Origin of the sequence: Kocuria aegyptia (assembly GCF_039530085.1) — a bacterium.
Lineage (GTDB): Bacteria > Actinomycetota > Actinomycetes > Actinomycetales > Micrococcaceae > Kocuria > Kocuria aegyptia.
In genome coordinates this window covers 1-22,127 of record NZ_BAAAOA010000009.1, presented here as the reverse complement: position 1 = coordinate 22,127, position 22,127 = coordinate 1, and the positions used below count along the sequence as shown (strand labels likewise).

The following is a 22,127-nucleotide window of genomic DNA, read 5'->3' as shown; positions in this document are numbered from 1 at the left end:
CAGCACCGTTGTCAGCTTCGCCGCCTCGTCACTCCGCGGGGCGCTGAGGTAGATCTCATGAATCGCCCCGGGGCAGTGAGGTCTTCTCACCGGGTTCCTCTCTCGAGGGTGGTGAGTACGAGTGCGCCGACGACGATGCCCCCGAGTCTTGACGGGGAGAGGCTGACGTGGCGCAGGGCCATCCAGCGCTGGGTCAGCACCGCGTTGGCGCGTTCTCCGACAGCACGCATACCGGTGAGCACCCTGTTGTAGGCACGGTGGTCCGAGCCGAGGTCGCGGCCCTTGAGCGGAGTGTGCACTCCGATCCCGGCGCCGTAGACAACCACGTAGGGTCCTAGCAACGGAGAGAAATTTGGGTCGGCTACTCATCCTGCTCGAGGGCCCTGGGCCATGCCAGAACGCCCCTGCCGCCAGTACAAGTCACCGATTGACAGCACCTCCCGAAGAGAAAACCTCAACGAACCCCACCAGGCGGACACCTGTGCTAAGTCATTGCAGGGCCTTGACTATTTCTCAGCCTGAGGCGACCTTGTTCTCAATCGGCAGTTGCAACGGGCCCTCAGGCAGACCGACATGGTGGCCACACTCGAACCGGTGAGCGGGGTGGTGCTCGTGGATGTCGCAGGTACGCGCCGGCAATCCGGTGAGGGGTTGCCATGAACGCTGCACCCACGGGGCTGGCAAAGCCCCAACCACGCCGGCCCGTGCAGACCCGGGCCACCCGCACTTGGCTACGGCGCGTCCGACGGGTACTCCGGATCGGAATGGGCATCGTGTTGGTCTCGACACTTGGCACCACCGGCCTGTTGCTGTGGTGGAGTCCGGGAACCACCGAGCCGTTCCTCGATGCCAACGGCCACCGACTCCCCGGGAGCATCTCGCAGAAACTCTCCGTGTCGATCAACGGCGTGCAGCAGGGCATGGTCATCCGCGGCAACGACGCTACCAACCCCGTTCTACTGTGGGTCCACGGCGGACCCGGGATGCCCGACTACCCCCTCACCCAGCAGTACCCGACAGACCTGGAGGACTTGTTCACCATCGTCTGGTGGGATCAGCGCGGCGCCGCACTCTCCTACGACTCCGACATCCCGCCTGACACGATGACGATCGAGCAGTTCATCGACGACACGCACGAAATGTCCGACTACCTGCGGGAACGGTTCCACCAGGACCAGATCTACATCCTCGGCCACTCCTGGGGCAGCTTCATCGCCTTGCAGGCAGCAGCACGCTCACCAGAGCGGTACAAGGCCTACCTCGGCATGGCCCAAATGGTGTACCAGCTCGAATCCGAGAAGATCGCCTACGACTACATGCTCGCCGCCTACCGGGAACGAGGCGACACCGACATGGTGCGCCAGTTGGAGGCATCCCCAGTCACGATGACCAGAGGAACGCCTGAGGGGTACCTGAAGGTACGCGACACCGCAATGCATCAACTCGGGATCGGCACCACCCATGACATGAAGTCGGTGATCACCGGGGTCTTCCTGGCCTCTTGGCAGTTCCGCGGCTACACGATGCAAGAGAAAGTCAACCTATGGCGCGGCCGGGCGTTCTCCCGCAGCTTCGGGCTGTGGGACCAGGTCATCAGAATCGATCTTCGCCAGACCGTTCCCGCGTTGGAAATCCCGGTGTACTTCCTCGAAGGCAAGTACGACTACACCTGCGTCACCTCACTGGCCAGGGACTACTTCGAACAGCTACAAGCGCCGGTAAAGGGCTTCTACGTGTTCGACAACTCCGCGCACAGCCCCATCTTGGAAGAGCCGTCAGAAGCACATCGCATCCTCTAACACGACGTACTCGCCGGTGCCACCACCCTGGCCGACCTGCGCTAGTCCCCCGTCGTCGGCCAATGAGTGAGTTTCTCAGACGGGTTGTCACATCCGAACGCTGGTGCGTACCGAGGTGGGATCGCGGAAGTCGTAGGGGGCGGGCATGTGGTCGGCCGGGCGGGGCCGGATCGTCACCCCCGACACCGTAGGCAGGCCGTTGCTGTAGTCGGTCAGTGTGCCGGTGATGGGGCCGGCGCCACGGGTGGAGACGGTGATCTGCATTCCTTCCTGGTCCACGTTGTACGCGGTGATCGGAAGCTCGCGCACGGGTCGACCCTCTGGGACGAGCAGGTCCTGTCCCTCGACGTCGGCGGCGACAAGGTCGCCAGGCAGGTCGAGGTCCAGGTGTGCCGTGGGTGCCCCGCGGGGAGAAGTCAGGCGCATCGTCACCGTGCGCACCCCGTTCTCGGTTCGCTCCTCGATAAGCTTGACCTCCGGTGGGGCCAGCTCGAGGGATGGGGCGGGGGCGGTGATGACATCTATCGACTGACCGAAGAAGTAGCCGGGTGAGAAGGCCAGCTGGTCGGCGGAGAAGCCCTCCGGGTAGAACTGCTCGGTCCAGTCGTCCGGGGCCGTTCCGGCCGAGATCCACTGGGCGCGATCGGTCTCGGCGTCCAGGGCGTATTCGATGTAGTCAGGCCGCGGTCGCTCGGTATTGAAGCCGGCAGCAACCTGGCTGGCGATCCCCAGGGTGCCGGCCGTGGCGAGCAGGACGGCCGGAATGACCCAGCGGCGACGGGCCAGCAAGAGGAAATGGGCGGTGAGGGCTCCGCCCAGCAGGACGACGACGACCGTGATCACTGCCGCGAACATCGGTTGCAGCACCGAGGTGCCACTGGCCAGCAGATACACCACGGGCACGGCCGCGATCGCCACCACGACGCCCACGACAGTCAGCCCCGCGGTGAGGGCCCACGGCCGTTCGGTCTGGGGCGGTGCCAGCACCCGCCAGGCCAACAAGGCCGCGGCGGCCACTGCGGGCCAGGTGAATACGTAGCTGGCGGCGGGCAGCACCGCCGCGGTGACCACAGCGGCCACCGTCAGCACGACGAGCGGACCGGCCACCATGCCCAGATCGCGCGGGGTGGTTCGGAGCAGGCGTGCCGCAACCAGGTACACCGCCGCGGAGCAGACCAGGCCCAGGGCGACCAGCAGGAGCATCCGCCACCCGTAACCGTACGGGTTGCGGGCGAAGTGGACCTCCGGCTCCAACACAACGGTCACGGCCGCGGCGAGAGCCGCAGCGAGCACCATGCCGACCGCGCACGCGAGGATCCCGCTCAGCACCCCGGTCAGCGCCAGGACGTGCCGCCGCCGGCCCACGACCACGGCTACAACCACCAGGATTCCCGCCGCGGCGGCCAGCGGCAGGGCCCAGGACACCGGGTAGGCGAGCGTCCACCCGGGCCCCGCGCTGAAGGCCACCAGACCGCCGGTGGAGGCCGGGGCAGTGAAGTCGAAGGCCCCGAAGTGGCGCACCAGCGCCAGGGCGGAGTCACCGGAGGACTGCAGGCTGCCCAGGGAGGTCCGGTCAGGGCGATCGAGATCGGTGTGGTAGCCGGAGGTGTCGCCGATCTGGGCGAAGCTCAGCGCGGCGACGTCGGTGCCGGCCACGGCCGTGGCTAGATCCGGGCTGGCGCCCAGGGCCACGTCGTTGAGCGGCAGCACCGGCACCGGCCGGGACAAGACCTCCAGGGCGTCGCGCAGCCACCGGCCCTCGTCCGTGCTGAATGACCCGCCGCTGAACTGGACCCCCGTGCTCTCCCCCACCGCCTGCGGCGGCAGGGGCGTGCCGGGATGACCGGCCCCGGCGAAGCTGAGAAGACTGGGGCCACGGGTGCCGATGCCTTCGAAAGCCAGGGCAAGCTCGACATCCTGGAACCACCGGTGGTCGGTGAGGGCTTCGGTGTTCATGGCGGTGGTTTCGTCGGCGTCGCCGAACCAGACGATGATGTCGTTGCGCACCGGGCCTGCGGCGCGGAGCGCGCGGATGGTCTCGAGGGCGGTCACGACCCCCAGGCCGCCGTCGTTGGCGGCCGGGGAGGTGGGCACCGAGTTGAAGTGGCTCATGAGCAGCACCGCACCTGTGCTGTCGGTGCCGGGAATGCGGGCGATGACATTGCGCAGCCGGGCCGCGAACACGGTCCCGAAATCAGGACGGGCGACCACCTTCTCGACGACCTCGGACTCCACGCCGAGGGCGACCAGTTCGTCCTGGATGGTGGAGACTGCCTCCTGGTGGGCGGCCGACCCCATCGGACGTGGCCGGGAGGCCAGACGCTGCAAATCTGTCACCGCCCGCTCCGCGGAGAACTGGTGTGTCGGCCCATTGGCCGGCACCGGGCTCGGGGTCAGGGTGAGAGGCAGGTACGCCAGCACGGCTGCGCCCACGATGAGGAGTAGGAGCACGAGCACCGCGGGCAACGGCAAAGGGGCACTTTCCGCCGCCCTCGGCCGGTGTGCACCCGCTGAGCGTCCACCCCGGGATGCCGCAGACGTCGATCCACCCACCGAAGCCTCAGCACGGGGATGGGCACCTGAACGGCCCTTGATCTTCATGGACTCCGGCCTTTTCTCACACGGTGGGGCCATCCCGGCGGTCGGTCTTCACAGATGGTCCGTGACCCAGTCGCGGGCACCCGGCAGGGCCGCGATTGCGATCACCGCCGCGCTGCCCAGGAGGTGCATCCACAGGTTGATCTGCACCCCGAGATCGCCGAGACCGACGTCGAGCCGGCGTTGTCCTACGACGAACGGTACGACCGCCACCACCCCGATGACCCCGGACACCAGAGCGGCGGTGTCCCACCAGGGGTACTGCTTGAACACCGCCCACGCGGTGACCGAGAACCCGATCACCGCCAAGAAGGCCAGAACGTTCGCCAGAGTCCACGCCGCGCCCTTCGGTGGCACCGCCTTCCCGGCCATGGCGGCCGTCATCCACAAGAAGGTCGAACCGAACAGGAACAGACCGATGGCGAGAAGATTCCGGAAAGTCCACATCACGCCTCCTGGGGCTTGCACGTGACAGATCACAGGGACATCGCACAAGGGCCTCACCGGCTCGGCCCCAGTGAACCGGGCGGGCCGTGCTGAACAGCCGAGCGTCATGCGCCGCCGGCGACATGGCACCGGACGTCAGGTCCTTCACCAACATGGTGAGGCAGGGACCCTGGCGTGCGGAAGGAACCCGGGGCTGGTCGATCAGATGTTTCGGCCTCGCCTACAGGGTGAGCCGCCGGGACGTCTCGACCTGTCGACGACTTCGCGTCCTCGCCGGCCTGCAGCCTGCCGGCGGTGCCTTTGGTGGCAGCGCGGTCCGGTCCGCAGGTCCGATGTCATCGTCATGACGCCGGCGGCTTCCCTGAAGCACCGGATCCTTCCCACGACAGTTGGGGCTCACTGGACACCACGCGGCATCCGCCCATGCCTCTCCTCGTGGTCCGTCGCCGAATCATCCAACCGCTCGATAAGTGGGACCCTGGGCCATGGCGACTCCCCCGGTCACCTTCCCGCAGCACCTGAGGGAAGGTGACCGGGAGAAACTGCCCAAGCTGGTGCGCGCCGCCTCCGTGTGAATCGGGCTGGTGCAGGGGGCGCGGATCCTGCTGCGGTCCGCCAGCCGGCGCGACACCGAAGGGCCCGAGAAGACCGACAGTCTTGGACACACTCGCCACCTTTGCGCAGCCGATCGTAAAATCCATGCACGGGCGACAAGGTCTTCCGCCTGGGCGTCCTTGCCGTGGTGGTCGAGGGAAGCAACGCCCGGTGTAGCACCGTACGGGCAGTCTCCGGCAGGCGAGGCGTCCCGCGCTGCTCTAGTCCAGGTACTTCTCACCGCGCCACGAGCTAGTCAGGAACAGGACCCATGGCCGCCTTGCGCAGGCTGACCGCAGCCGCAACCACTGCTCTTGCCGTCGGTGCTCTGCTGCGCCGCACCCATCTCTGGAGCAACGGCAAACCCATCCCGGTCGTCGGTGCGGACGGCCGCCCGGCGACCGGAGGTCTGACAGAAAAGCTCTACCTGGACGTGAACGGGGTACGACAGGGCATGTTCCTGCGTAGCCGCGATGCCGCGCAACCGGTTCTGCTCTACCTGCACGGAGGGATGCCGGAATACTTCCTCACCGAGAGGTATCCGACAGTCCTGGAGCACCACTTCACGGTGGCCTGGTGGGAACAGCGCGGGACGGGACTCTCCTACAGTCCCGACATCCCACCTGAGACCATCACCGCGGAGCAGCTCATCGCCGACACTCTCACCGTGACCGACTACCTGCGCCGGCGATTCGGCACGGACAGGATCTACCTGCTGGCGCATTCCGGCGGCACCTTCTTCGGACTGCAGGCCGCCGCCCGGGCACCGGAGCGCTACCACGCCTACATCGGCATGGCCCAGATGGCCGACCAACTGCAGTCGGAGCTCCTGGCCTATCAGTACATGCTGCGGCGATTCGAGGAACGCGGCGACCAGCGGATGGCGCGGCGACTCCGGAATGCGCCGGTGACCGTGACGGGGGGAACGCCACGGGCCTATCTCGCGATCCGCGACACCACGATGCACCGGCTCGGTGTCGGCACGGCCCGGGACATGCACTCGGTGCTCTCGGGCGTTTTCTGGCCGTCACTGCGCAGCCCGCAGTACACCCCTACGGAGAAGCTCAGGCTATGGCGCGGCAAGTTCACATCCGGCGTCAGCACCCTGTGGGCCGAGAACCTGGCGACCGATCTGGGGCAGACCGTGACCGAGCTGGCCATTCCGCTCTACCTCCTCCACGGCATCCATGACTACACCTGCTCCTATCCCCTCGCACAAGAGTATTTCGAGAAGGTGCAGGCGCCGCTCAAAGGCTTCTACACGTTCCACCGATCCGCCCACAGTCCACTGTTCGAGGAACCCGAGCGAGCACAAGCGATTCTGCGCGACGACGTGCTGGGTGGCACGACGAGTCTCGCCGACCGAACGTGAGAGACCCCTCGAGCCCGGCAACCGGTCCAGTTGCTTGCCACTCGGACGGGCAGGTCGTTCCGATGGCGGTCGACGCAACCGGTCAGTCGTTTGAGGGTATGACGTCGCTGACGTCGTACCGTACCCCTCTCCTCCGTCGGCGGCCACCACATCCGCGGACCGTGACCGCCCAGGAGGATCCGCGTCAACATCACTCCCACTGTCCGCAAGAAAGAACTCCCTGCGGCGCGCGGCGACCGCGGGGCCAGCACCATCAATCAAGGAAGGAGCAGACCATGATGTGGGGCGACGGCATGGGATGGGGCATGGGCTGGATGTGGGTCTTCTGGATCCTGCTGGTCCTCGGCACGGTGGTGCTCGTGTTCGTGCTCATCAAGGTTCTTACGGGCAGCTCGGGCACCCACGGAGGCACCTCGCCTGGAGGCTATGGGCAACGTCCGGGCCCGGCCCGGGCGCGGGAAATCCTCGAGGAACGCTACGCCCGCGGAGAGATCAGCACCGAGGAGTTCCGGGAGCGGCTGCGCACACTGGAGGAGGGCGGCCGGTGAGGCCGCTGACCCGCCGGCAGCTGCTGGCTCTGGGTCTGGCCGGCGCGGGGATGACAGCGGCCGGCGGGGCGGGCCTGTGGTGGTCCAGTACCTGGGGAACCTTCGGCGGCGCTGGTGAGGACCTGATCCAACCGCCGGTGCTCACCGCCCGGGACGGAGCGCTGGAGCTGACCCTGAAGGCAGCGCCAGCCCGACTGCGGATCGGCAACCGCACCGCGAACGTGCAGGCCTTCAACGGCTCCCTGCCCGGTCCCACGCTGCGGGTGCGCCCCGGGGACACCCTGCGGGTACGGATGGTCAATCAGCTGGAGGCCCCTACGAACCTGCATGTCCACGGGCTGCACGTCTCCCCGCAAGCCAATGGGGACAACCCGTTCGTGAGCATCACCGCCGGGGGCTCCTTCGACTACGAGTACCGGATTCCCGAGGATCACCCGGCGGGCACCTACTGGTACCACCCCCACCACCACGGCCACGTCGCCGACCAGATCGCCGCCGGCCTCTACGGGACCATCCTCGTGGAAGACCCTGACCCCGTGCCGGTGACCCGGGAGCGGGTGCTCGTGGTCTCCGACCTGTCCCTGGACCCCGACGGGAACCTCTCCGACGTCACGCCCATGGGACAGATCATGGGCCGGGAGGGGCAGATCGTGCTCGTCAACGGCCAGCTTCGCCCCCGGTTGGTGGCCTCCGCCGGGGAACGGGAGCGGTGGCGCATCGTCAACGCCTGCCCGTCCCGCTTCCTCCGCCTGCAGCTGGAGGGTCAGACGGTGCGGCTGTTGGGCCGCGACGTCGGTCGGCTGCCCGAACCGATGGATGTCACCGAGATCGAGCTGGCGCCGGGCAACCGGGCCGACCTGATCGTGGAGACCCGTGAGGGCATCACGCAGCTGGTGGCCGCCCCGGTCGATCGCGGCAGCATGGCCGGAATGATGGGGCCCATGACGGGCCCGCTGATGGGTGAGGACCGTCCCGGGGCCGAGGAGCCGGTCGAGCTCCTCACCCTAGACGTCTCCGGCGATCCGGCCGCCGGCCCGCTGGCACCGATCCCCGAGTGGGATCGCCTGCGGGATTTGCGGGGTGATCCGATTGCCGCCCGCCGCACCCTGGCCTTCGCGATGGGCATGGGCGGCGTCATGGTGGGCGGTGGTGGGGACAGCGCGGCCATGATGTCGTTCACCGTCAACGGCCGGACCTTCGATCCCGACCGGCTCGACGAAACCGTGGCGGCAGGGGCGGTGGAAGAGTGGACGCTGAGCAATTCCAGCCCCATGGACCACCCGATCCATCTGCACGTGTGGCCAATGCAAGTGGTCGAGGACGGGGACCGGGACCTCACCGAGCCCCTGTGGCTGGACGTGGTGAACGTCCCGGCCCGCAGCCAGGTGAAAGTCCTGGTGGCCTTCGACGACTTCCGGGGGCGGACCGTCTTCCACTGCCACATCCTTGATCACGAGGACCTAGGCATGATGGGCACCATCGAAGCCCGCTAGAGAGCGGGCCCGGCTGCACTCCCAGAGCCAAGAGCTTGGGCCCTCGCGGTGTCCCAGGGCGCGCTCACCGGTTCATCGCCCCTGTTCCCCGCACAAGGTGCGCCTTGCCCGACCGGCTGCGCTGCAGCTCGGCCACCACGACCACCTCCTCAGGCGTCCTGGCCACCCCGGCGCCGGCCAGAAGCCACTGCTGCTCGAGCCAGCCGTCCGTCGGGTCCGGGCGCTCGGCCTCCGGACCACGCGCCGAACAACGGCTTCCCGAGGCGACGGGGGTGTAGGACGGGCGCGAGGGCTATTGCGACTATCTGCAAGTGAATCCGGAGCCGTTCCATGCCGAACACCAGCTATTGTTCGAGACCACGATCTCCGATGTCTTCAGCGAAGACCCACCGGAGTACCTCAACTGGCGGTCACCGGAACGGCGTCCAGACGATCAGCTCATCGAGGAGAACGCGGACGCTCACATGGTGAGCGGAGATCGGCAGGACGGAGTGCTGGGGTGATCCTCGGATCGGTCAGCTCCGCGCTGGTCTCCCCCAACCCGTACCCGGTACTGATCATCCGTCCCGGGCCCTCTCCGCGCATTGATCGTCATGGGTCATCGTGGCGTGACCCGCGCAGGGCACGCAGGGCGTTGAGGATGGTCAGCAGGTCCACGGCCTCCTGGCTCAACGCCCCGAAGATGGCCGGGATGGCCCCAGTGGCGGCGACGAGCATGAGCACCACGGACAACCCGATCCCCAGCCAGATGCTCTGCAGGGCCACGGCCAGGGTGCGCCGGCCGATCCGCACCGCCATGGCGGCCTTGGCAAGGTCCTCGGTGAGAATCACCACGTCGGCGGATTCGCTGGCGGCGGTGGACCCCCGCGCCCCCATCGCCACCCCAACGTCGGCGGCGGCCAGCACGGGCGCATCGTTGACGCCGTCACCGACCATGAGCACCGGCCGGGCGGGCAGCTCGCGCATGAGCCGGACCTTGTCCTCGGGCAGGCACTCGGCGTGCACCCGGGTAATCCCCACGGCCGAAGCGATGTGCGCGACGGTGGGGCGGACGTCACCGCTGAGGATCAAGCGTTCGGCGATGCCCAACCGGGCGAGTTCAGCCATGGTGGTAGGGGCGTCGTCGCGGGCATGGTCGCTCATCACGAGTGTCCCGGCGAATTGCCCGTCGACGGCCACGTAGACGGCCAGCTCGCCGGGGCCGAGGGATTGTTCGATCACGCCGGCGGAGCAACCGGCCACGTGGGCCCGCTTGCCGACCACGACCTCGTGGCCGTGCACCCGGGCGGTGACCCCGTGGGTGGCTTCCTCGTGGGCATCGGTGGCCGGGACGAGCTCCAGACCACGGTCCTCGGCCGCCTCGCGGATGGAGGTGGCCAGCACATGGGAGGAGTACTGCTCGGCCGAGGCAGCCAGACCCAACACCTGCTCCTGCGTCCAGGGGACACGGGCGTTGACGACCAGCAGTTCGGGACGGCCGTAGGTGATCGTGCCCGTCTTGTCGAAGGCAGCCGTGCGCACCGCCGCCAACTGCTCGAGAGTGCCAGCGTTCTTGATGATGATCCCACTGCGCGCTGCCCGGCTCATCCCGCCCAGAAAAGCCACCGGCGCGGCGATCAGCAACGGGCACGGGGTAGCAACCACGAGCACCTCCGCGAAGACCACAGGGTTCCCGTGGTACCACCACGCCAGACCAGCCACCAGGAAAGCGAACGCGGTGAACGGCACGGCATAGCGGTCGGCCAACCGCACCACCGGTGCCCGAGACTCAGCGGCCTCCTGCACCATGGCCACGATCCGGGCGTACTGGCTGTCCTGCGCAGCGGCAGTGGCCTGCAACACGACCGCGCGCTGCTCGTTGAGAGACCCCGACAGCACGGCCTCACCGACCCGCCGCGTCACCGGCAGGCTCTCCCCGGTCAGTGATGACTCGTCGAAGTCGGCCTCCCCGCTCACCAGCTTCCCGTCCACGGGCACCACCTCGGCCGGGCGCACCAGCACCTCATCGCCGGCCCGGACCTCCTCCACGGGCACGTCGACCACGGCCCCGTCCGGACCCAGACGGTGAGCCAGGGTGGGGGCGCGCTCCAACAGGGCGCGCAATTCTTTGCGCGCCCTGTTCGCCGCGTAATCCTCCAAGGCCTGCCCACCAGTGAGCATCAGCACAACGACGAGAGCCGCCAAATACTCGCCCACTGCCACGGTCGAAGTGATCGCGGTGACCGCCAACAGATCGACCCCCCAGTGACCCCCGAGGACACCTTTGACCATCCACCAGGCCACCCGGGCGGCCACCACCAGAGCCCACCCGGAACCCACCCACTGGGCAAGGTCCGGCTGCCTTCCGCCCAGCAGACCGAGCACCGCGACACCCACGACCAAGGTGGCGGCCACCAGCGGGTAACGGCGGAGGAGCCCGGCGACCCACCCGATGCGTCGTCCGGGAGAACCGGTACCCGGAGGCGCCTGCAAGGACAGCGTCATGGCTTCATTCTGCGCCCGTGCCTGCCACACCCCCACCCTTGCCAGCGGTGTGAACTGCATGACGATCTCCAGCCCCGCCCAGCTCTGGGCCCGGTGCCAAAGGCGCGCCCGCGCGGTTACCCTGGACGCACCATGGCACAAGGAGCAGTCATGCTGGTGATCGAGTCCCGCGTCGACGTCGAGGGTCTCACCGGCCCCGAGGTCACCGAGTTCATGTTGGCCTGCACCGATGAGCAGTACCAGCGGTGGTGGCCGGGCGCCCACCTGCAGCTGCACGCGTTGGGGCGGGCCGCCGGCGGGGTGGGCGACGTGGTGGTGATGGACGAGTTCATCGGCCGGCGCCGCTTGCGCCTGCTCGGAATCGTGGAGGCGGTCGAGCCGGGCCGGGAGGTCGTGTGGCGGTTCCGCAAGATCGTGCCTCTACCAGCACGCCTGCGCCTGGAGCTTCTGCCGGTGCCAGGCGGGGTGTCAGTGCGGCACACGATCACCGCCGGGTGGTCAGGGATCGGCCGGGCGCTTGACCCGCTGCTGCGGCTGTACTCCACACCCCGGTTCACCGCGGACCTGGATGCCCATGTGCACACGGAGTTCCCGCTGCTGCGGGACCACCTTCGGCCCGGTTCCGCACCGAGCACCGAGCACCGAGCACCGAGCACCGAGCACCGAGCACCGAGCAATGAACACTGCACAGGAGGAACCCCATGAGCGACACCCCGAACGAGATCCCCGCCAGCGATCGCATCATCGTGGGCGTGGACGGCTCTGACCACTCGAAGGAGGCACTGCGCGAAGGAGCCCGCCTGGCTCAAGCCCTCGACGCCCCCTTGGAAGCGATCGCCTGCTGGCATGATCCTTCCGTGTACGCGGCCTCCTACGGGTACATCTCGGAGCTGAAACCTGAGGCGTTCCGCGCCCACTCCCAGGACATGCTCGAGAACACCCTCGAGGAGGTCTTCGGGCAGGATCGGCCGGCGCGGCTGAGCACCCGGCTGCTGCACGGGCGCCCGGCTGAGTTGCTCGTCGAGGAGAGCAAGAACGCCCGGATGCTGGTGCTCGGACGCCGCGGCGTCGGCGGAGTCCTCGGCATGATCCTCGGCTCGGTCAGCTCCGCACTGGTCTCCCACGCCCACTGCCCGGTCCTGATCGTGCGCCGCTGACGGGACCACCCCGGAGTCCTGGTGCTCGAGGCGCGCCATGATGGGTTCGGGGTCCTGACCGGACAGGAGATGCCGCGCCGGATCCAGAGGCTTTTCACCCTCTTCATCGGGGCGTTCAGCTTCACCTGGACCCTGTACTGGCTGGCCTCCTGGACGCGCGGGTGGGCCGCCGATGCCCTGCGCATGGTGTCCGGGTTCGGTCCGACGACCGCCGCGGTGGCCCTGGTGGGCGCCGGTCACGGGCCTGACGGTGTCCGGCGCTGGCTGTGGCGGGGCTGTTGCGGTGGAAGTTCGGTGGTGGTGGTACCGGGGGCCGCTGTTGTGCCCGCCCCTCCTCCTGGCTGCGGGCGTGATGGCCCACTGGGCCGCCAGCGGGAGACCAGGACCAAGCGGGCATTACCCGGCACTGTGGTGGACGATTCTCGTGGTTTTCCTCCTCGTGCTGATCACTGCTGGCTCCCTCGATGAGGAATTCGGTTGGCGGGGTTAGGCGCTGCCGCTGTTGCAGCGCAGGTGGGTCCGGCGCGTCGTGGATCGGATCGGGGTGGCATGAAGGTTTCCCTCAACTGATGGGGGCGGCAGGACTGTGGGCGTGATCATGCGTGAGCGTGTGGGTGATCCGACCGGCGGCCAGGCCGGTGAGGACCGCGACCGTGGCGGCCATCAGCGCCCCGGCCAGCAGGTAGACACCGAACAGCACCGCCGTCGGGGTCCGCTCGTCCACCAGCGGTGAGGGCGCCAGCGTCCACAGCAGGCCCACCGACCAGGCGCCCATGTTCACCGGGATCCACCACCAGCTCGGGCGAAGAACCCGTCGCAGCACCAGCCACTGCAGCACCGGGATCGAGGCCAGCAGGACCAGCCCACCCAGGGCGGCCGCCACGATGACCCTTGGCGAGCCGGGGTCGAGTCCGCCGAGAGTACTGGGCAGCATCCCGATCGACCAGGCCAATGCGGCTCCGGCGGCGGTCGCCCCGACCCACGCTCTGCCCGGCACCGGACGGGTTGGGCCGAAGCCCCACCACTGCCCCAACCCCAACAATGCACCTTCTACGGCCCCGGCAATGATCATCGCTACGTAGACGACCCCCGGAGGCGCCGCCACCATGGCCATGACTGTGCCAGTGGCCGCCGGCACGGCGAAGCCGAGGGTTTCACCAGTCGTGGTGGCCAGCACCCAGCGCGGAAGAAAGCGCTTCGTCATCATGCCTCCCCAGCTTCCACCGTCCATGCACGGCCGCCGGTCGGTGGTGTATCAGGTTTTATGTCGCAATGGCGGCGCGGTTGCGCCGATGACCGGGGTGCAACTTCTCGTAGGGCTTCGCGGCGTCCTCGAGGGAGACGGCCTCGGTCTGCATGTGGATCGCCCGGAGAGAGCCACCTTGAGTACCCCAACAGCTCCGAACGGTACCCCGATAGGGCGCGGATGGAGGGCTCGCACGGCTTGTTGAGCGTGCCTGCTGGAGGCGTGCCGGAACCGACACCGACCAGAACGTGGTCGCCCCCGACCCTGATCATCGTCTGGCCCAGAGCTATGGTCAGCTGGGCACCAACGAAGTCGAACACCGCATGGATCCCGGGCCCGCCGGTAAACTCCTTGACCTGCTCCACCGCCTCCTGGTTCAAGAGGAAGTCGTGGTGAGCGCCCAGCTCCTTGGCCAACTCCCGCTTTTCCTCGTTGAGGTCCAGGGCGACAACGGTGGCGGCGGTGATCGCGCGTAGGACTTGGATACCCACTTACTCCGACCCGCCGGCGTCGATCACCACGGCCACCGGACCCGGCACGAGCTTGCCCAACGACTCCTTGATCGGGTGGCAGGGGTCAGCCCGGCCTCGGTCAGCGAGTGGTGGGCGTCTGCCCATCAGTGCGGAGCGCACGGTCAGGATCCACCGCGACTTCAAGTCCTGACTCCCCGTACGGTGCCGTCGTCGATCTCGTCGTCCGGGGGCGTGTACGAGCGCAGGCCGAACCCGGTGAGGAAGACCGAACCGCCGGCGATCACGACGACGATTCCCGTGACGGCCACCCCGGCGAACGGTACGAGACCGATCAACTGCAACCCGGCGACGAGCACCGCCGTGCCCAGAGCCGCGGTCCGGGGCGTCGGCCAAGTCCACCCGAGGCGCCGGGCGATGCGGACCCCCAGCCCGCGCCCGATGGCGAGCAGCCCGTACACCGTGGTCGCCCCGATCCCGAGCAGCACGATCCCGGCGACCGGGATGAGGAACAGCGTGAAGATCATCGACGCCACCAGGGGAAGAGCCGTGATCAGCACCAGTGCCCCCAGCGCGCCGCTGACCACCGGGAAGCCCGTGGCCGCGGCGGCTGTGCGGTGCAGCGGGCGGGGTACCAGGCGGGCGGTCAGCCAGGCCAGTCCCGCCATGACGATCACCCCCGTCAGGAACCACAGGGTCCGTTCCACGGGCTCTCGGGGTTGCCTGCTCCGCTCGAGCACTGTCGTCGGGTTGGGCTCCTCGGTGACGTTGCCCCGCACCACCGCTCCCGGGGCGCGGGTGAGCGTCCCGCCGGCGGCTGCGACGTCGCCGGTGATCTCCGCGGTGTCGGTGAGCTCCGCCGTCCCGCCGAGGACCGTCAGGTTCCCGGCGATCCGGCCACTGATGCGGGTGTCGCCGGCGAGCACGGTCACGGAACCGCGGTGCTCGGCGCCGTCCTCCAGGGTCATTCTCCCGCCGGCCACGACTGTGTCGCCGATGAGGATCTGGCCGTCCTCGACGACGTGGTGCTGCTGGGTGATCAGGGTCGCGGAGTAGCGGCCGGTGTCCACGGGGGTGCTGCACCCCGTGGTGAGGAGTCCCATCAGCAACAGGATCACGAGCATCGGGCGCAGGTGACGTGCTGGGGCCGGGATCATGCAGTCTCTTCCTTCTCGGCCTGCTGCCGGTCCGGGAGGAGGAACAGGAGGACGGTGACGGTGAACAGCAGCAGGCTGACTGCGGCCACGGCCCGCAGGTGCTCGGCGAACGGCAGCTCGACCGCCGTCCACCAGATCGACAGCGAGGTGCTCAGGAACGTCGCCAGCCAGCCGGAGACCCCGACCCCGAGAGCGGTGTTGCGGGCGATCGTGGCCGGGGTGGAGAAGTCCGCCCAGAGGGCGAAGTTCAGCACCGTGTAGATGCTCACCGCCACCGCGTAGAGCAGCGGCATTCCCAGCGTGGCCGGCAGTTCCGGGGTGGTGAGGGCGTGGAGCACGTAGTTGAGCTGGGTCAGGGCGAAGAGTGCGAAAATCCAGCCCAGCAGGACCCGTCGTCCCAGGGCCGGATAGAGGATTCCCGCGAGCACGGCTGCGAGCACGTGGGTGATCCCGATGGCCCACAGCGTCGATGGGTCGCTGGAGTGCCAGGCGGAGCCGATGTAGACGGGGGTGTCGACGATGCGCAGGAAGCCCAGGCTGTCGATGAAGTAGACGCCGAACATGAGTACCAACGCCAGCGTGAATCCGCGTCCTGGCCAGCCCCGGGAGCGGACGCGGTGGCGCACGAAACGGCCGGTTCCGTACCGGGGCAGACGGTGCTGGTCGGCGAGGGCGGCCGTCACCGGTGACGGGGCGAAGGCGAGGACGACCAGGGCCACGGCGCTGGGGACCATCAGCCACAGCAGCTGGGCGGCGAACTGCTCGATCCGCCAGTCCGAGGAGAACACCGCGGCAGGCAGGAACGCCGCCGAGGTCACCGCCGCCGCGACAGCCCCACGGTGACGGGTGGGCACCAGGTCGCAGGTGAGACCGAACAGGCTGGGCACCCCCAGGCCCAGTCCGATCGAGGCCACCGTGATCCATCCGAGCAGCTCCGCCTCGTTGCGCAGGAAGGGCGCCACGGCGGTGAGCGCGGTCTGCAGGACCACCACGAGGGCCAGTAGCCGCAGTTTGACGCGGAAGTCCTCGCTCCACCGGAGGTGGTGCATCACCAGCCCCGCCCCCAGCGCCACGCACAGGGTCAGCCCGGCCAGCAGAGCCATCGCCCGGGCGATCCGCTCCTCCGACAACCCCATCACCCGAGCCCCCAGGTCGACCAGACCTAGTTGCACGAACGTGAGGTTGTAGAAGTACCCGGCAGACGCCGCGGCCACGAACAGGCCGAGGCCGAACCAGGGAACCCACACGGACTCCGGGACAGGGAACCTCATCGGCCGCCCGTCCTCGGCGCGGTCCCCGCCGAGCCGACGAAGCCGTCCGCGGCGGGGCCGCGCGCCCGGTGGGCTAGCAGGAGGACCGCCACGGCGGCCATGGCCAGCGCCACCACCGTCTCGGCAGTCCGCGCCCCGGGGGCGGAGACCAGTTCCCCGGCGGCGTTGGCCGCAGCGTGGAGCACAACCACCGCGAGGATGCTGCGCCCGGTGACGAAGTAGACGGCCGCGTACACGAAAGACAGGCCCAGCAGGGTCAGCAGGAACAGCCAGAAGCCGGTCGGGCCCCGGCCCAGCCCGTGTTGGTAGGAACCGGGAAGGAAGAACAACGGCAGGTGCCACAGCGCCCAGGCGGCGCCCACGATGCCGGCCGCGCTCACCGCACCGTGCCGGCCGCTCAGCCCATCCAGGGCGTAGCCGCGCCAGCCTGGCTCCTCGAGGACTCCGGCGGTCACCGCGGTGACCAGCACGAGCGCAGCCCCGGGGGCGAGCCACGGTCCGCCACCACCCGTGACGACCCGCCCAAGAACGGAAGGCAACAGCGCCACCACCACGACGAGGACCCACCCGCGGGCGTGGAGCAGCCGGACGTCGAGGAGACGGCGCCAGAAGTCGAGTTCATCCTCCCGCCGGCCGGCGACCCGCAGCAGCAACGCTGCGGACAGCAGCGGCCCGATCCCGCCCAGGGCGAAGAGCACAAAGGTCAGCGGATCGCTCCAGCTCCCACCGGACCACGCCGCGGACCACCAGAAGGCCCACGTCCAGCCGAAGGTGATAGCCAGGAACCACCACGGGCGAAAAGCAGCGCTGCGGGACATCCGTGTCCTCCCCGAAGCAAGTCGCGACGCCATGCCTCACCCCTGTCCCAGTTCTGCCCCGACAGTGCTCACGGCCAGACTAATCACCGCCAGCACCGTGACGGAGTCTCATGACAGCGTCCCCGAGGACGGGCCCCTCGATGGCCGGGCGGTCTACACCGTCCTGGACCGGACGATGACTCTCAAGAGGACCTTCCTGCCGGATCACCGGACGTCCTTCGTTGAACCCGCCGACGGAGCGACCAGGCCGGGGACTTTGCCGACCTGTCCGTGGAGGCACCATTGATCACCCGCGAAGAAGCAGAGGGACCGGCGGGTACGGTCCGAGGTTCTTGAGCGGCCCATGGGGTCGTCCTACGGCACAGACCCGACCGCCCCTCGCACTAGCGGACCGTGCACGGTCCGGGAGGCATCCAGACGCCGTCAGCCCCGCCGGGCCAGGGAACGCCGGCATGCGATGAATGACGCGACGAGATCCCAGACTGTGAACAGGACGACCAACCCGGTGCCGATCTGCGCGAGCTCGTCCCCTACCCAGCCTCGCTCCCGGAACACGGGGTTCGCCACGGACTCCGTGTACAGGGCGGTGATCAGCAGCGCTGCCATGGCCAGGTCCAGCACGGTGTACACGGCGAATAGCGCCCACGACCACCGGCGGCGGAAGAAGCGCACCAGCATCCATCCCCAGGACATCGCGATGAGCAGCAGGTACAGCGGCACCCACGGGATCCACACCTCCGGGTCGAGCAGCGGCTCCCCGGCGAGGGGGCCTTCCGAGAACAACGGGCGAGAGAGCAGGAAGGGCGCAGCGAAGGCGAAGCTCAACGCGATCGTGGCCCACGCCAGTTCCCCCACCGTGAGGTCGCGCTCTGGCCGCGGGGGCGGCAGCTTCGCCGGTGTCCAGCGGGGGAGCTCCTCCGCTGCAGGTTCTGGACTGCCCGTGGCAGCGCCCTTGGCCGCCTTGGCGGCCTCTCCACGTTCCACGACCGCGTAGACGAGGACGGCGATGCCCGCGCCCATCAGCGCCCCTTGGATCGCGGCTCCCAGGGCCGGCGCGAACGAGAGCGTGAGGTAGACGACGATGCCTTGCCTACCGGACTCCTCGAACAATTGACCGAGAAAGGTCAGCCCACCGAAGAGCCCGGCCAGGACGGGCACGAGCACCCGCAGCTACTCCAGGAAATCGTGGTAGTGGGCAGGCCCGATGAGGTGGTGGGGCCCGGGCGAATAACTCTCGGCAAGGCGGGCTGGATCGCCGAGTTCCTCCAGCGCGCCGTGTTCAGCTTCCTCCGCTGACAGTCCCCGTGACATGCCGTCCTCGACCATGTCTGCAAGAGTTCCCCGCAGCTCGTGGGCGACGCCGGTGCGACTCTTCGACGGCAATCGCCGGACCACTTCGTGCAGATAGGCGTCGGTGAGGGACGGTGTTGCGGCGGTGAATGGCATGGCGATCGGTCCTGGGTACGGCGGAGCGGGCGGGTCAGTGCGGTGGGGGCGACGTGGAGAAAAAGTCATCCGGCGCGGCCACTACTCTGAATGGCCGCCGACACCCACGAGACGACTCGAGCACCACCAGACCACGACCAGCCCTGGCTCGTGAGGAACGCAGGCTTCAAGACGAAATCTTGTAGCTCTGCCGGTGTTTCCTGCGCCAGGGCGGTGTCATGCACGTTGAGGGCAAGTCAGTGACCGAGGCGGAAGAGCCGGCCGGTGACCTTCGTAGGGGCCACCTCGACGTATTCGGGCTTGGTGGTTTCCACCCACGGCCGCAGCGGCAGCTCGTCCACCCGGGCGGTCTCCTCCGCGTCGGTGAGACGGCGGGCCGTGCCGCGCACGAGCACCGACCAGGCCTCCCCGCCCTGCGCGTGGTCGACCTGCACGGCCACGTGCTCGTTGAGCACCAGGTGCAGCAGCTTGGTGCCCTCGGCGGTGCGGAAGTAGATCTTCTCGTCGTCGGCCACCAGGTTGACGGGGGTGATCTCGATCTCGTCGCCGTCCATCGTGGCGATCCGGCCGAAGCGGGCGCTGTAGAGGTGCTCCCAACACTGCTCCGGGGACAGCTCCGTGACCGGAGGCCTGTGCGTCCGGGTCTCCTTCTCGGGGTTGCGCCCGGAGAGGTCCATGGGCTTGCTCATGGCGCCATGATGACACGCACCCTTCTCGGAGATGACGTGCCATTCATTTGTGACCACCCCACGGCGGTGGTCCGGGAGTCCTTGATGCGATATGGATCATCTGGTGGCTGTACCTTTTGGGCAGCGCAGCAGCAAGTGCGGCTTCGCAGGCCGCCCGCTGCCGGATGACAGGAGATCTATGACGGTGTGCCGCTCATCCGCCCCGGGTCCTCGGTAGTCGCTCCGGAACGGTTGCCACGCGTCTACCGGAGTGGACCGGAAGTGGTCTGGACATGAGGCCACGCATTGCGAGTGGGTCCAGTCGTCGATGGTGATGACACCGACGGTTACTACGCGGTGCATGGCGGCATCCCGGCCTCGGGGGCCCAGCGTGGACGGGCTAGTGGTGACAGTCCCGAGGACGGCTCAGCTGCTCGGCGGTGTCCGGGTGGAGGGGTCGGGGGTGAAGATCGCGAGAAGCTCGCCCACCTCGTGGGTGGCCGTGGCGGGATGGCGGAAGTGCTGGTGGGTGTCGAGGGTGTAGTGGCTACGCCGGCCCACTCGGTGCCGGGTGAGGTAGCCGGCGTCCTCGAGGCCTTTGAGGATGGTCAAGGTGGCCCGGGTAGTGATGCCCACCTGGGCGGCGATCTCGGCCACCCGGGCGTCCTGGGACTGGGCCACAGCCAGGAGGACGCGGCCGTGATTGGTGAGCAACGTCCACGGCGGGCGCTGGATCGGGCCGGGGCTCTGCGCTCCTACCGCCTCGGAGTGGCCTGGCTTCGGGGACGAAGGCCGGGCTGTACCGGGATGGGACCTGGAGGGCAATGTCGGGGTCCTTTTCGTCGGGATGGGTGGTATTGAGGCATGGTCGGCACGTGGACACGGGACGGGTGGCCCACATGAGCCGCACCGTGTGTCGACCACCGTAGGCCACCCGACGGGACTACTGCAGGGCCGGGGTGAGACCGAGGGAGATGAGGCCGACGGCGATCACCAAGGCGGCGGCGGCGAGGAACCCGGCCGAGACGGCGACCAGTCCCCAGGGGCGTGGTGGCCTGGGGCGCCGGGGTCCGGGGGTCGGGTCGTTCATGGAGTGCCTTTCGATCGGTGCGGCCGGTGATTGTCGCTGGTCCGCGGGTCGGGTGGTGCCTGCTTCGTGGGTGGTGGTGATCGGTCCTCTGCAAGTCCGGGCGGCTCGTCGGGAGGTCGGTGGTGCTGGGGGCGGCCACGGGTTCGGCGCACTGGCGGGGACGGCCTCACAGCTGGGCCAGTCGGCGGGAGCGAGCCGGGCGGTGCACGCTGAACGGGGAGCCACCGGCCTCGGCCACGAGCAGGACCTCGGCTCCGTGCCGCACCGTGGGCACCGGCAGCTGTGCCGGGGTGACGAGCACGGCCGCTCCGACCCGTGCGCCCGCGTGGGCCACGGCGATGGCCCGCACCTGCTGGGCCCGGCGGAAAGGGCAGGACCGGTGCCACACCACCTGCACCGCAGCGGTCATGCCGGCGGCTTCGAGGGTCGGGCGGGCGCGGGCGGCGATGGCCTCGGCCTCGCGCAGCGCTTCGCGGTGGACCCGGTCGGCGATGACGGAGTCGGCGGTGAAGTCCGAGCGCAGCATCGGCACCAGCAGCAGCAGCGGGCGATCCTGGTCGGCGGCGATCCTGACTGCGCAGCGAGCCACCGCGACGGCCTCAGGCCCGTCGGTGATCACCGCGACCACCATGCGACATGGTGCCGGAGGCAGGTGGACCGGGGTCATCGGGGGTCTCCTTCGTGCGGGTGGACGCGCTCGGACTCGCGGTGGGTGTCGTGGACCTGGGCCTGCTGCTGCGGGGCGGCCAGTCGTGACGTCGAGGGGCGGGACCACACGGGCTCCAGGGCGGCGTCCTCGGCTTCGGTGGCGACCCGGAACGGGGGCTCGGCCGGGACCGGCAGAGACCGGCGGCCCTGTCCCCGGGTGGCCCGCAGACTGGCGACGATGGAGACGGCGATGATCGTGGCGACCACGGCCAGCGACACCGGGGTCGGGATGTAGAACACATCGATCTTCAGCAGCATCTTGATCCCGACCCAGATCAGCACCAGGGCCAGACCGATCTTGAGGTACACGAAGCGGTGGATGAGGTCGGCGAGCAGGAAGTACATCGCCCGCAGCCCCAGGATCGCGAAGGCGTTGGCGGTGAAGACCAGGAACACCTCGTCGGTGACGGCGAAGATCGCCGGGATGGAGTCCACGGCGAAGACGACGTCGGTGACCTCGATCAGCACCAGCACCGCCAGCAGCGGGGTCGCCAGCAGCACCCCGTTCCGCCGGATCAGCAACTTCTGGCCGTGGTAGGCGTCGGTCATCGGCACGAAGCGGCGGAAGGCGCCCAGCACCATCGACTGCTCGGGATTCAGGTGCTCGTCGCGCCGGCGGATCATCTTCCACCCGGTGTAGAGCAGGAACGCGGCGAAGACGTAGAGGACCCAGGAGAAGTGCTGGATCAGCACCGCGCCGGCGGCGATGAAGATCCCGCGGAACACCAGCGCGCCGAGCACGCCCAGGAACAGCACCCGGT

Annotated in this window: 22 protein-coding genes; 6 read left to right on the top strand and 16 right to left on the bottom strand. The window is 68.7% G+C overall.

Annotated features, from left to right (window positions below):
- Window positions 1–86: 86 nt before the first annotated feature.
- Window positions 87–326: a hypothetical protein gene (locus ABD220_RS03635; RefSeq protein ID WP_344119914.1), complete on the bottom strand. Its 240-nt coding sequence runs from the start codon at window positions 324–326 to the stop codon at window positions 87–89.
- A 438-nt stretch (window positions 327–764) separates the two neighbouring features.
- Here ABD220_RS03635 and ABD220_RS03630 point away from each other — a divergent pair, with 438 nt between their 5' ends.
- Window positions 765–1,799, top strand: a complete 1,035-nt coding sequence (locus ABD220_RS03630) for an alpha/beta hydrolase (RefSeq protein WP_344119913.1) — start codon at window positions 765–767, stop codon at window positions 1,797–1,799.
- Between the two features lie 87 nt (window positions 1,800–1,886).
- Here the strand turns inward: ABD220_RS03630 and ABD220_RS03625 are convergent, their stop codons facing one another.
- Window positions 1,887–4,271, bottom strand: coding sequence for a M28 family peptidase (locus ABD220_RS03625; RefSeq protein ID WP_344119911.1), 2,385 nt, complete (start codon window positions 4,269–4,271; stop codon window positions 1,887–1,889).
- A 177-nt stretch (window positions 4,272–4,448) separates the two neighbouring features.
- Window positions 4,449–4,844 carry a hypothetical protein gene (locus ABD220_RS03620; protein WP_344119909.1) on the bottom strand — a complete coding sequence of 132 codons (396 nt, stop codon included), beginning with the start codon at window positions 4,842–4,844 and terminating at the stop codon, window positions 4,449–4,451.
- A gap of 865 nt (window positions 4,845–5,709) precedes the next feature.
- Here ABD220_RS03620 and ABD220_RS03615 point away from each other — a divergent pair.
- The 3 genes from ABD220_RS03615 to ABD220_RS03605 all read left to right on the top strand — a co-directional run bounded on the left by ABD220_RS03615 (window position 5,710) and on the right by ABD220_RS03605 (window position 8,851).
- Window positions 5,710–6,810, top strand: a complete 1,101-nt coding sequence (locus ABD220_RS03615; protein WP_344119908.1) for an alpha/beta hydrolase — start codon at window positions 5,710–5,712, stop codon at window positions 6,808–6,810.
- A gap of 275 nt (window positions 6,811–7,085) precedes the next feature.
- On the top strand, window positions 7,086–7,358 hold the full coding sequence (locus ABD220_RS03610) for an SHOCT domain-containing protein (RefSeq protein ID WP_344119906.1): 273 nt from the start codon (window positions 7,086–7,088) through the stop codon (window positions 7,356–7,358).
- A complete protein-coding gene (locus tag ABD220_RS03605) occupies window positions 7,355–8,851 on the top strand; it encodes a multicopper oxidase family protein (RefSeq protein WP_344119904.1) in 1,497 nt (498 codons plus the stop codon). Before ABD220_RS03610 ends, ABD220_RS03605 begins: the two co-directional genes overlap by 4 nt.
- Window positions 8,852–9,442: 591 nt before the next feature.
- Here the strand turns inward: ABD220_RS03605 and ABD220_RS03600 are convergent.
- Window positions 9,443–11,395 carry a heavy metal translocating P-type ATPase gene (locus tag ABD220_RS03600; RefSeq protein WP_344119902.1) on the bottom strand — a complete coding sequence of 651 codons (1,953 nt, stop codon included), beginning with the start codon at window positions 11,393–11,395 and terminating at the stop codon, window positions 9,443–9,445.
- 72 nt (window positions 11,396–11,467) lie between these two features.
- Here ABD220_RS03600 and ABD220_RS03595 point away from each other — a divergent pair, with 72 nt between their 5' ends.
- Together ABD220_RS03595 and ABD220_RS03590 are read left to right on the top strand one after the other, a co-directional pair.
- The gene (locus ABD220_RS03595) at window positions 11,468–12,040 is read left to right on the top strand and encodes an SRPBCC family protein (RefSeq protein WP_344119900.1); all 573 of its coding nucleotides are present in this window, start codon (window positions 11,468–11,470) and stop codon (window positions 12,038–12,040) included.
- Window positions 12,037–12,492 carry a universal stress protein gene (locus ABD220_RS03590; protein ID WP_344119899.1) on the top strand — a complete coding sequence of 152 codons (456 nt, stop codon included), beginning with the start codon at window positions 12,037–12,039 and terminating at the stop codon, window positions 12,490–12,492. The genes ABD220_RS03595 and ABD220_RS03590 overlap by 4 nt, the downstream gene beginning before the upstream one ends.
- A 562-nt stretch (window positions 12,493–13,054) precedes the next feature.
- On the opposite strand, the gene ABD220_RS03585 is transcribed toward ABD220_RS03590, so the two are convergent.
- The 12 genes from ABD220_RS03585 to ABD220_RS03535 all read right to left on the bottom strand — a co-directional run.
- Window positions 13,055–13,699, bottom strand: a complete 645-nt coding sequence (locus ABD220_RS03585) for a hypothetical protein (RefSeq protein ID WP_344119898.1) — start codon at window positions 13,697–13,699, stop codon at window positions 13,055–13,057.
- Window positions 13,696–14,229, bottom strand: coding sequence for a zinc-binding dehydrogenase (locus ABD220_RS18030; RefSeq protein ID WP_425552505.1), 534 nt, complete (start codon window positions 14,227–14,229; stop codon window positions 13,696–13,698). Before ABD220_RS18030 ends, ABD220_RS03585 begins: the two co-directional genes overlap by 4 nt.
- Before the next feature lie 161 nt (window positions 14,230–14,390).
- Entirely contained in the window at window positions 14,391–15,365 is a 975-nt protein-coding gene (locus tag ABD220_RS03580; protein WP_344119897.1) for a polymer-forming cytoskeletal protein, read from the bottom strand.
- Window positions 15,362–16,636, bottom strand: coding sequence for a hypothetical protein (locus ABD220_RS03575; RefSeq protein WP_344119895.1), 1,275 nt, complete (start codon window positions 16,634–16,636; stop codon window positions 15,362–15,364). Before ABD220_RS03575 ends, ABD220_RS03580 begins: the two co-directional genes overlap by 4 nt.
- Window positions 16,633–17,454 (bottom strand): CPBP family glutamic-type intramembrane protease, encoded by an 822-nt coding sequence (locus ABD220_RS03570; protein WP_344119893.1) that lies wholly within the window; start codon window positions 17,452–17,454, stop codon window positions 16,633–16,635. Before ABD220_RS03570 ends, ABD220_RS03575 begins: the two co-directional genes overlap by 4 nt.
- A 423-nt stretch (window positions 17,455–17,877) precedes the next feature.
- The gene (locus tag ABD220_RS03565; protein WP_344119891.1) at window positions 17,878–18,618 is read right to left on the bottom strand and encodes a hypothetical protein; all 741 of its coding nucleotides are present in this window, start codon (window positions 18,616–18,618) and stop codon (window positions 17,878–17,880) included.
- A gap of 6 nt (window positions 18,619–18,624) precedes the next feature.
- On the bottom strand, window positions 18,625–18,900 hold the full coding sequence (locus tag ABD220_RS03560; RefSeq protein ID WP_344119890.1) for a permease prefix domain 1-containing protein: 276 nt from the start codon (window positions 18,898–18,900) through the stop codon (window positions 18,625–18,627).
- Window positions 18,901–19,136: 236 nt separating this feature from the next.
- The gene (locus tag ABD220_RS03555) at window positions 19,137–19,589 is read right to left on the bottom strand and encodes a pyridoxamine 5'-phosphate oxidase family protein (protein WP_344119889.1); all 453 of its coding nucleotides are present in this window, start codon (window positions 19,587–19,589) and stop codon (window positions 19,137–19,139) included.
- A 405-nt stretch (window positions 19,590–19,994) separates the two neighbouring features.
- Window positions 19,995–20,225, bottom strand: coding sequence for a winged helix-turn-helix domain-containing protein (locus ABD220_RS03550; RefSeq protein WP_344119888.1), 231 nt, complete (start codon window positions 20,223–20,225; stop codon window positions 19,995–19,997).
- Between the two features lie 286 nt (window positions 20,226–20,511).
- Window positions 20,512–20,658 (bottom strand): hypothetical protein, encoded by a 147-nt coding sequence (locus ABD220_RS03545; RefSeq protein ID WP_344119887.1) that lies wholly within the window; start codon window positions 20,656–20,658, stop codon window positions 20,512–20,514.
- Window positions 20,659–20,824: 166 nt separating this feature from the next.
- Window positions 20,825–21,325, bottom strand: a complete 501-nt coding sequence (locus ABD220_RS03540; RefSeq protein ID WP_344119886.1) for a hypothetical protein — start codon at window positions 21,323–21,325, stop codon at window positions 20,825–20,827.
- Window positions 21,322–22,127, bottom strand: an 806-nt coding sequence (locus ABD220_RS03535) for a TerC/Alx family metal homeostasis membrane protein (protein ID WP_344119885.1), incomplete at its 5' end; no start/stop codon positions are given. The genes ABD220_RS03535 and ABD220_RS03540, both read right to left, overlap by 4 nt.

Excerpts from the sequence above, each read along its gene's own strand:
- ABD220_RS03630 (WP_344119913.1), top strand. The coding sequence starts at position 765 with ATGGGCATCGTGTTGGTCTCGACACTTGGCACCACCGGCCTGTTGCTG.
- ABD220_RS03620 (WP_344119909.1), bottom strand. The coding sequence starts at position 4,844 with ATGTGGACTTTCCGGAATCTTCTCGCCATCGGTCTGTTCCTGTTCGGT.
- ABD220_RS03615 (WP_344119908.1), top strand. The coding sequence starts at position 5,710 with ATGGCCGCCTTGCGCAGGCTGACCGCAGCCGCAACCACTGCTCTTGCC.
- ABD220_RS03610 (WP_344119906.1), top strand. The coding sequence starts at position 7,086 with ATGATGTGGGGCGACGGCATGGGATGGGGCATGGGCTGGATGTGGGTC.
- ABD220_RS03600 (WP_344119902.1), bottom strand. The coding sequence starts at position 11,395 with ATGCAGTTCACACCGCTGGCAAGGGTGGGGGTGTGGCAGGCACGGGCG.
- ABD220_RS03595 (WP_344119900.1), top strand. The coding sequence starts at position 11,468 with ATGGCACAAGGAGCAGTCATGCTGGTGATCGAGTCCCGCGTCGACGTC.
- ABD220_RS03590 (WP_344119899.1), top strand. The coding sequence starts at position 12,037 with ATGAGCGACACCCCGAACGAGATCCCCGCCAGCGATCGCATCATCGTG.
- ABD220_RS03585 (WP_344119898.1), bottom strand. The coding sequence starts at position 13,699 with ATGATGACGAAGCGCTTTCTTCCGCGCTGGGTGCTGGCCACCACGACT.
- ABD220_RS03580 (WP_344119897.1), bottom strand. The coding sequence starts at position 15,365 with ATGATCCCGGCCCCAGCACGTCACCTGCGCCCGATGCTCGTGATCCTG.
- ABD220_RS03575 (WP_344119895.1), bottom strand. The coding sequence starts at position 16,636 with ATGAGGTTCCCTGTCCCGGAGTCCGTGTGGGTTCCCTGGTTCGGCCTC.
- ABD220_RS03570 (WP_344119893.1), bottom strand. The coding sequence starts at position 17,454 with ATGTCCCGCAGCGCTGCTTTTCGCCCGTGGTGGTTCCTGGCTATCACC.
- ABD220_RS03560 (WP_344119890.1), bottom strand. The coding sequence starts at position 18,900 with ATGCCATTCACCGCCGCAACACCGTCCCTCACCGACGCCTATCTGCAC.
- ABD220_RS03555 (WP_344119889.1), bottom strand. The coding sequence starts at position 19,589 with ATGAGCAAGCCCATGGACCTCTCCGGGCGCAACCCCGAGAAGGAGACC.
- ABD220_RS03545 (WP_344119887.1), bottom strand. The coding sequence starts at position 20,658 with ATGAACGACCCGACCCCCGGACCCCGGCGCCCCAGGCCACCACGCCCC.
- ABD220_RS03540 (WP_344119886.1), bottom strand. The coding sequence starts at position 21,325 with ATGACCCCGGTCCACCTGCCTCCGGCACCATGTCGCATGGTGGTCGCG.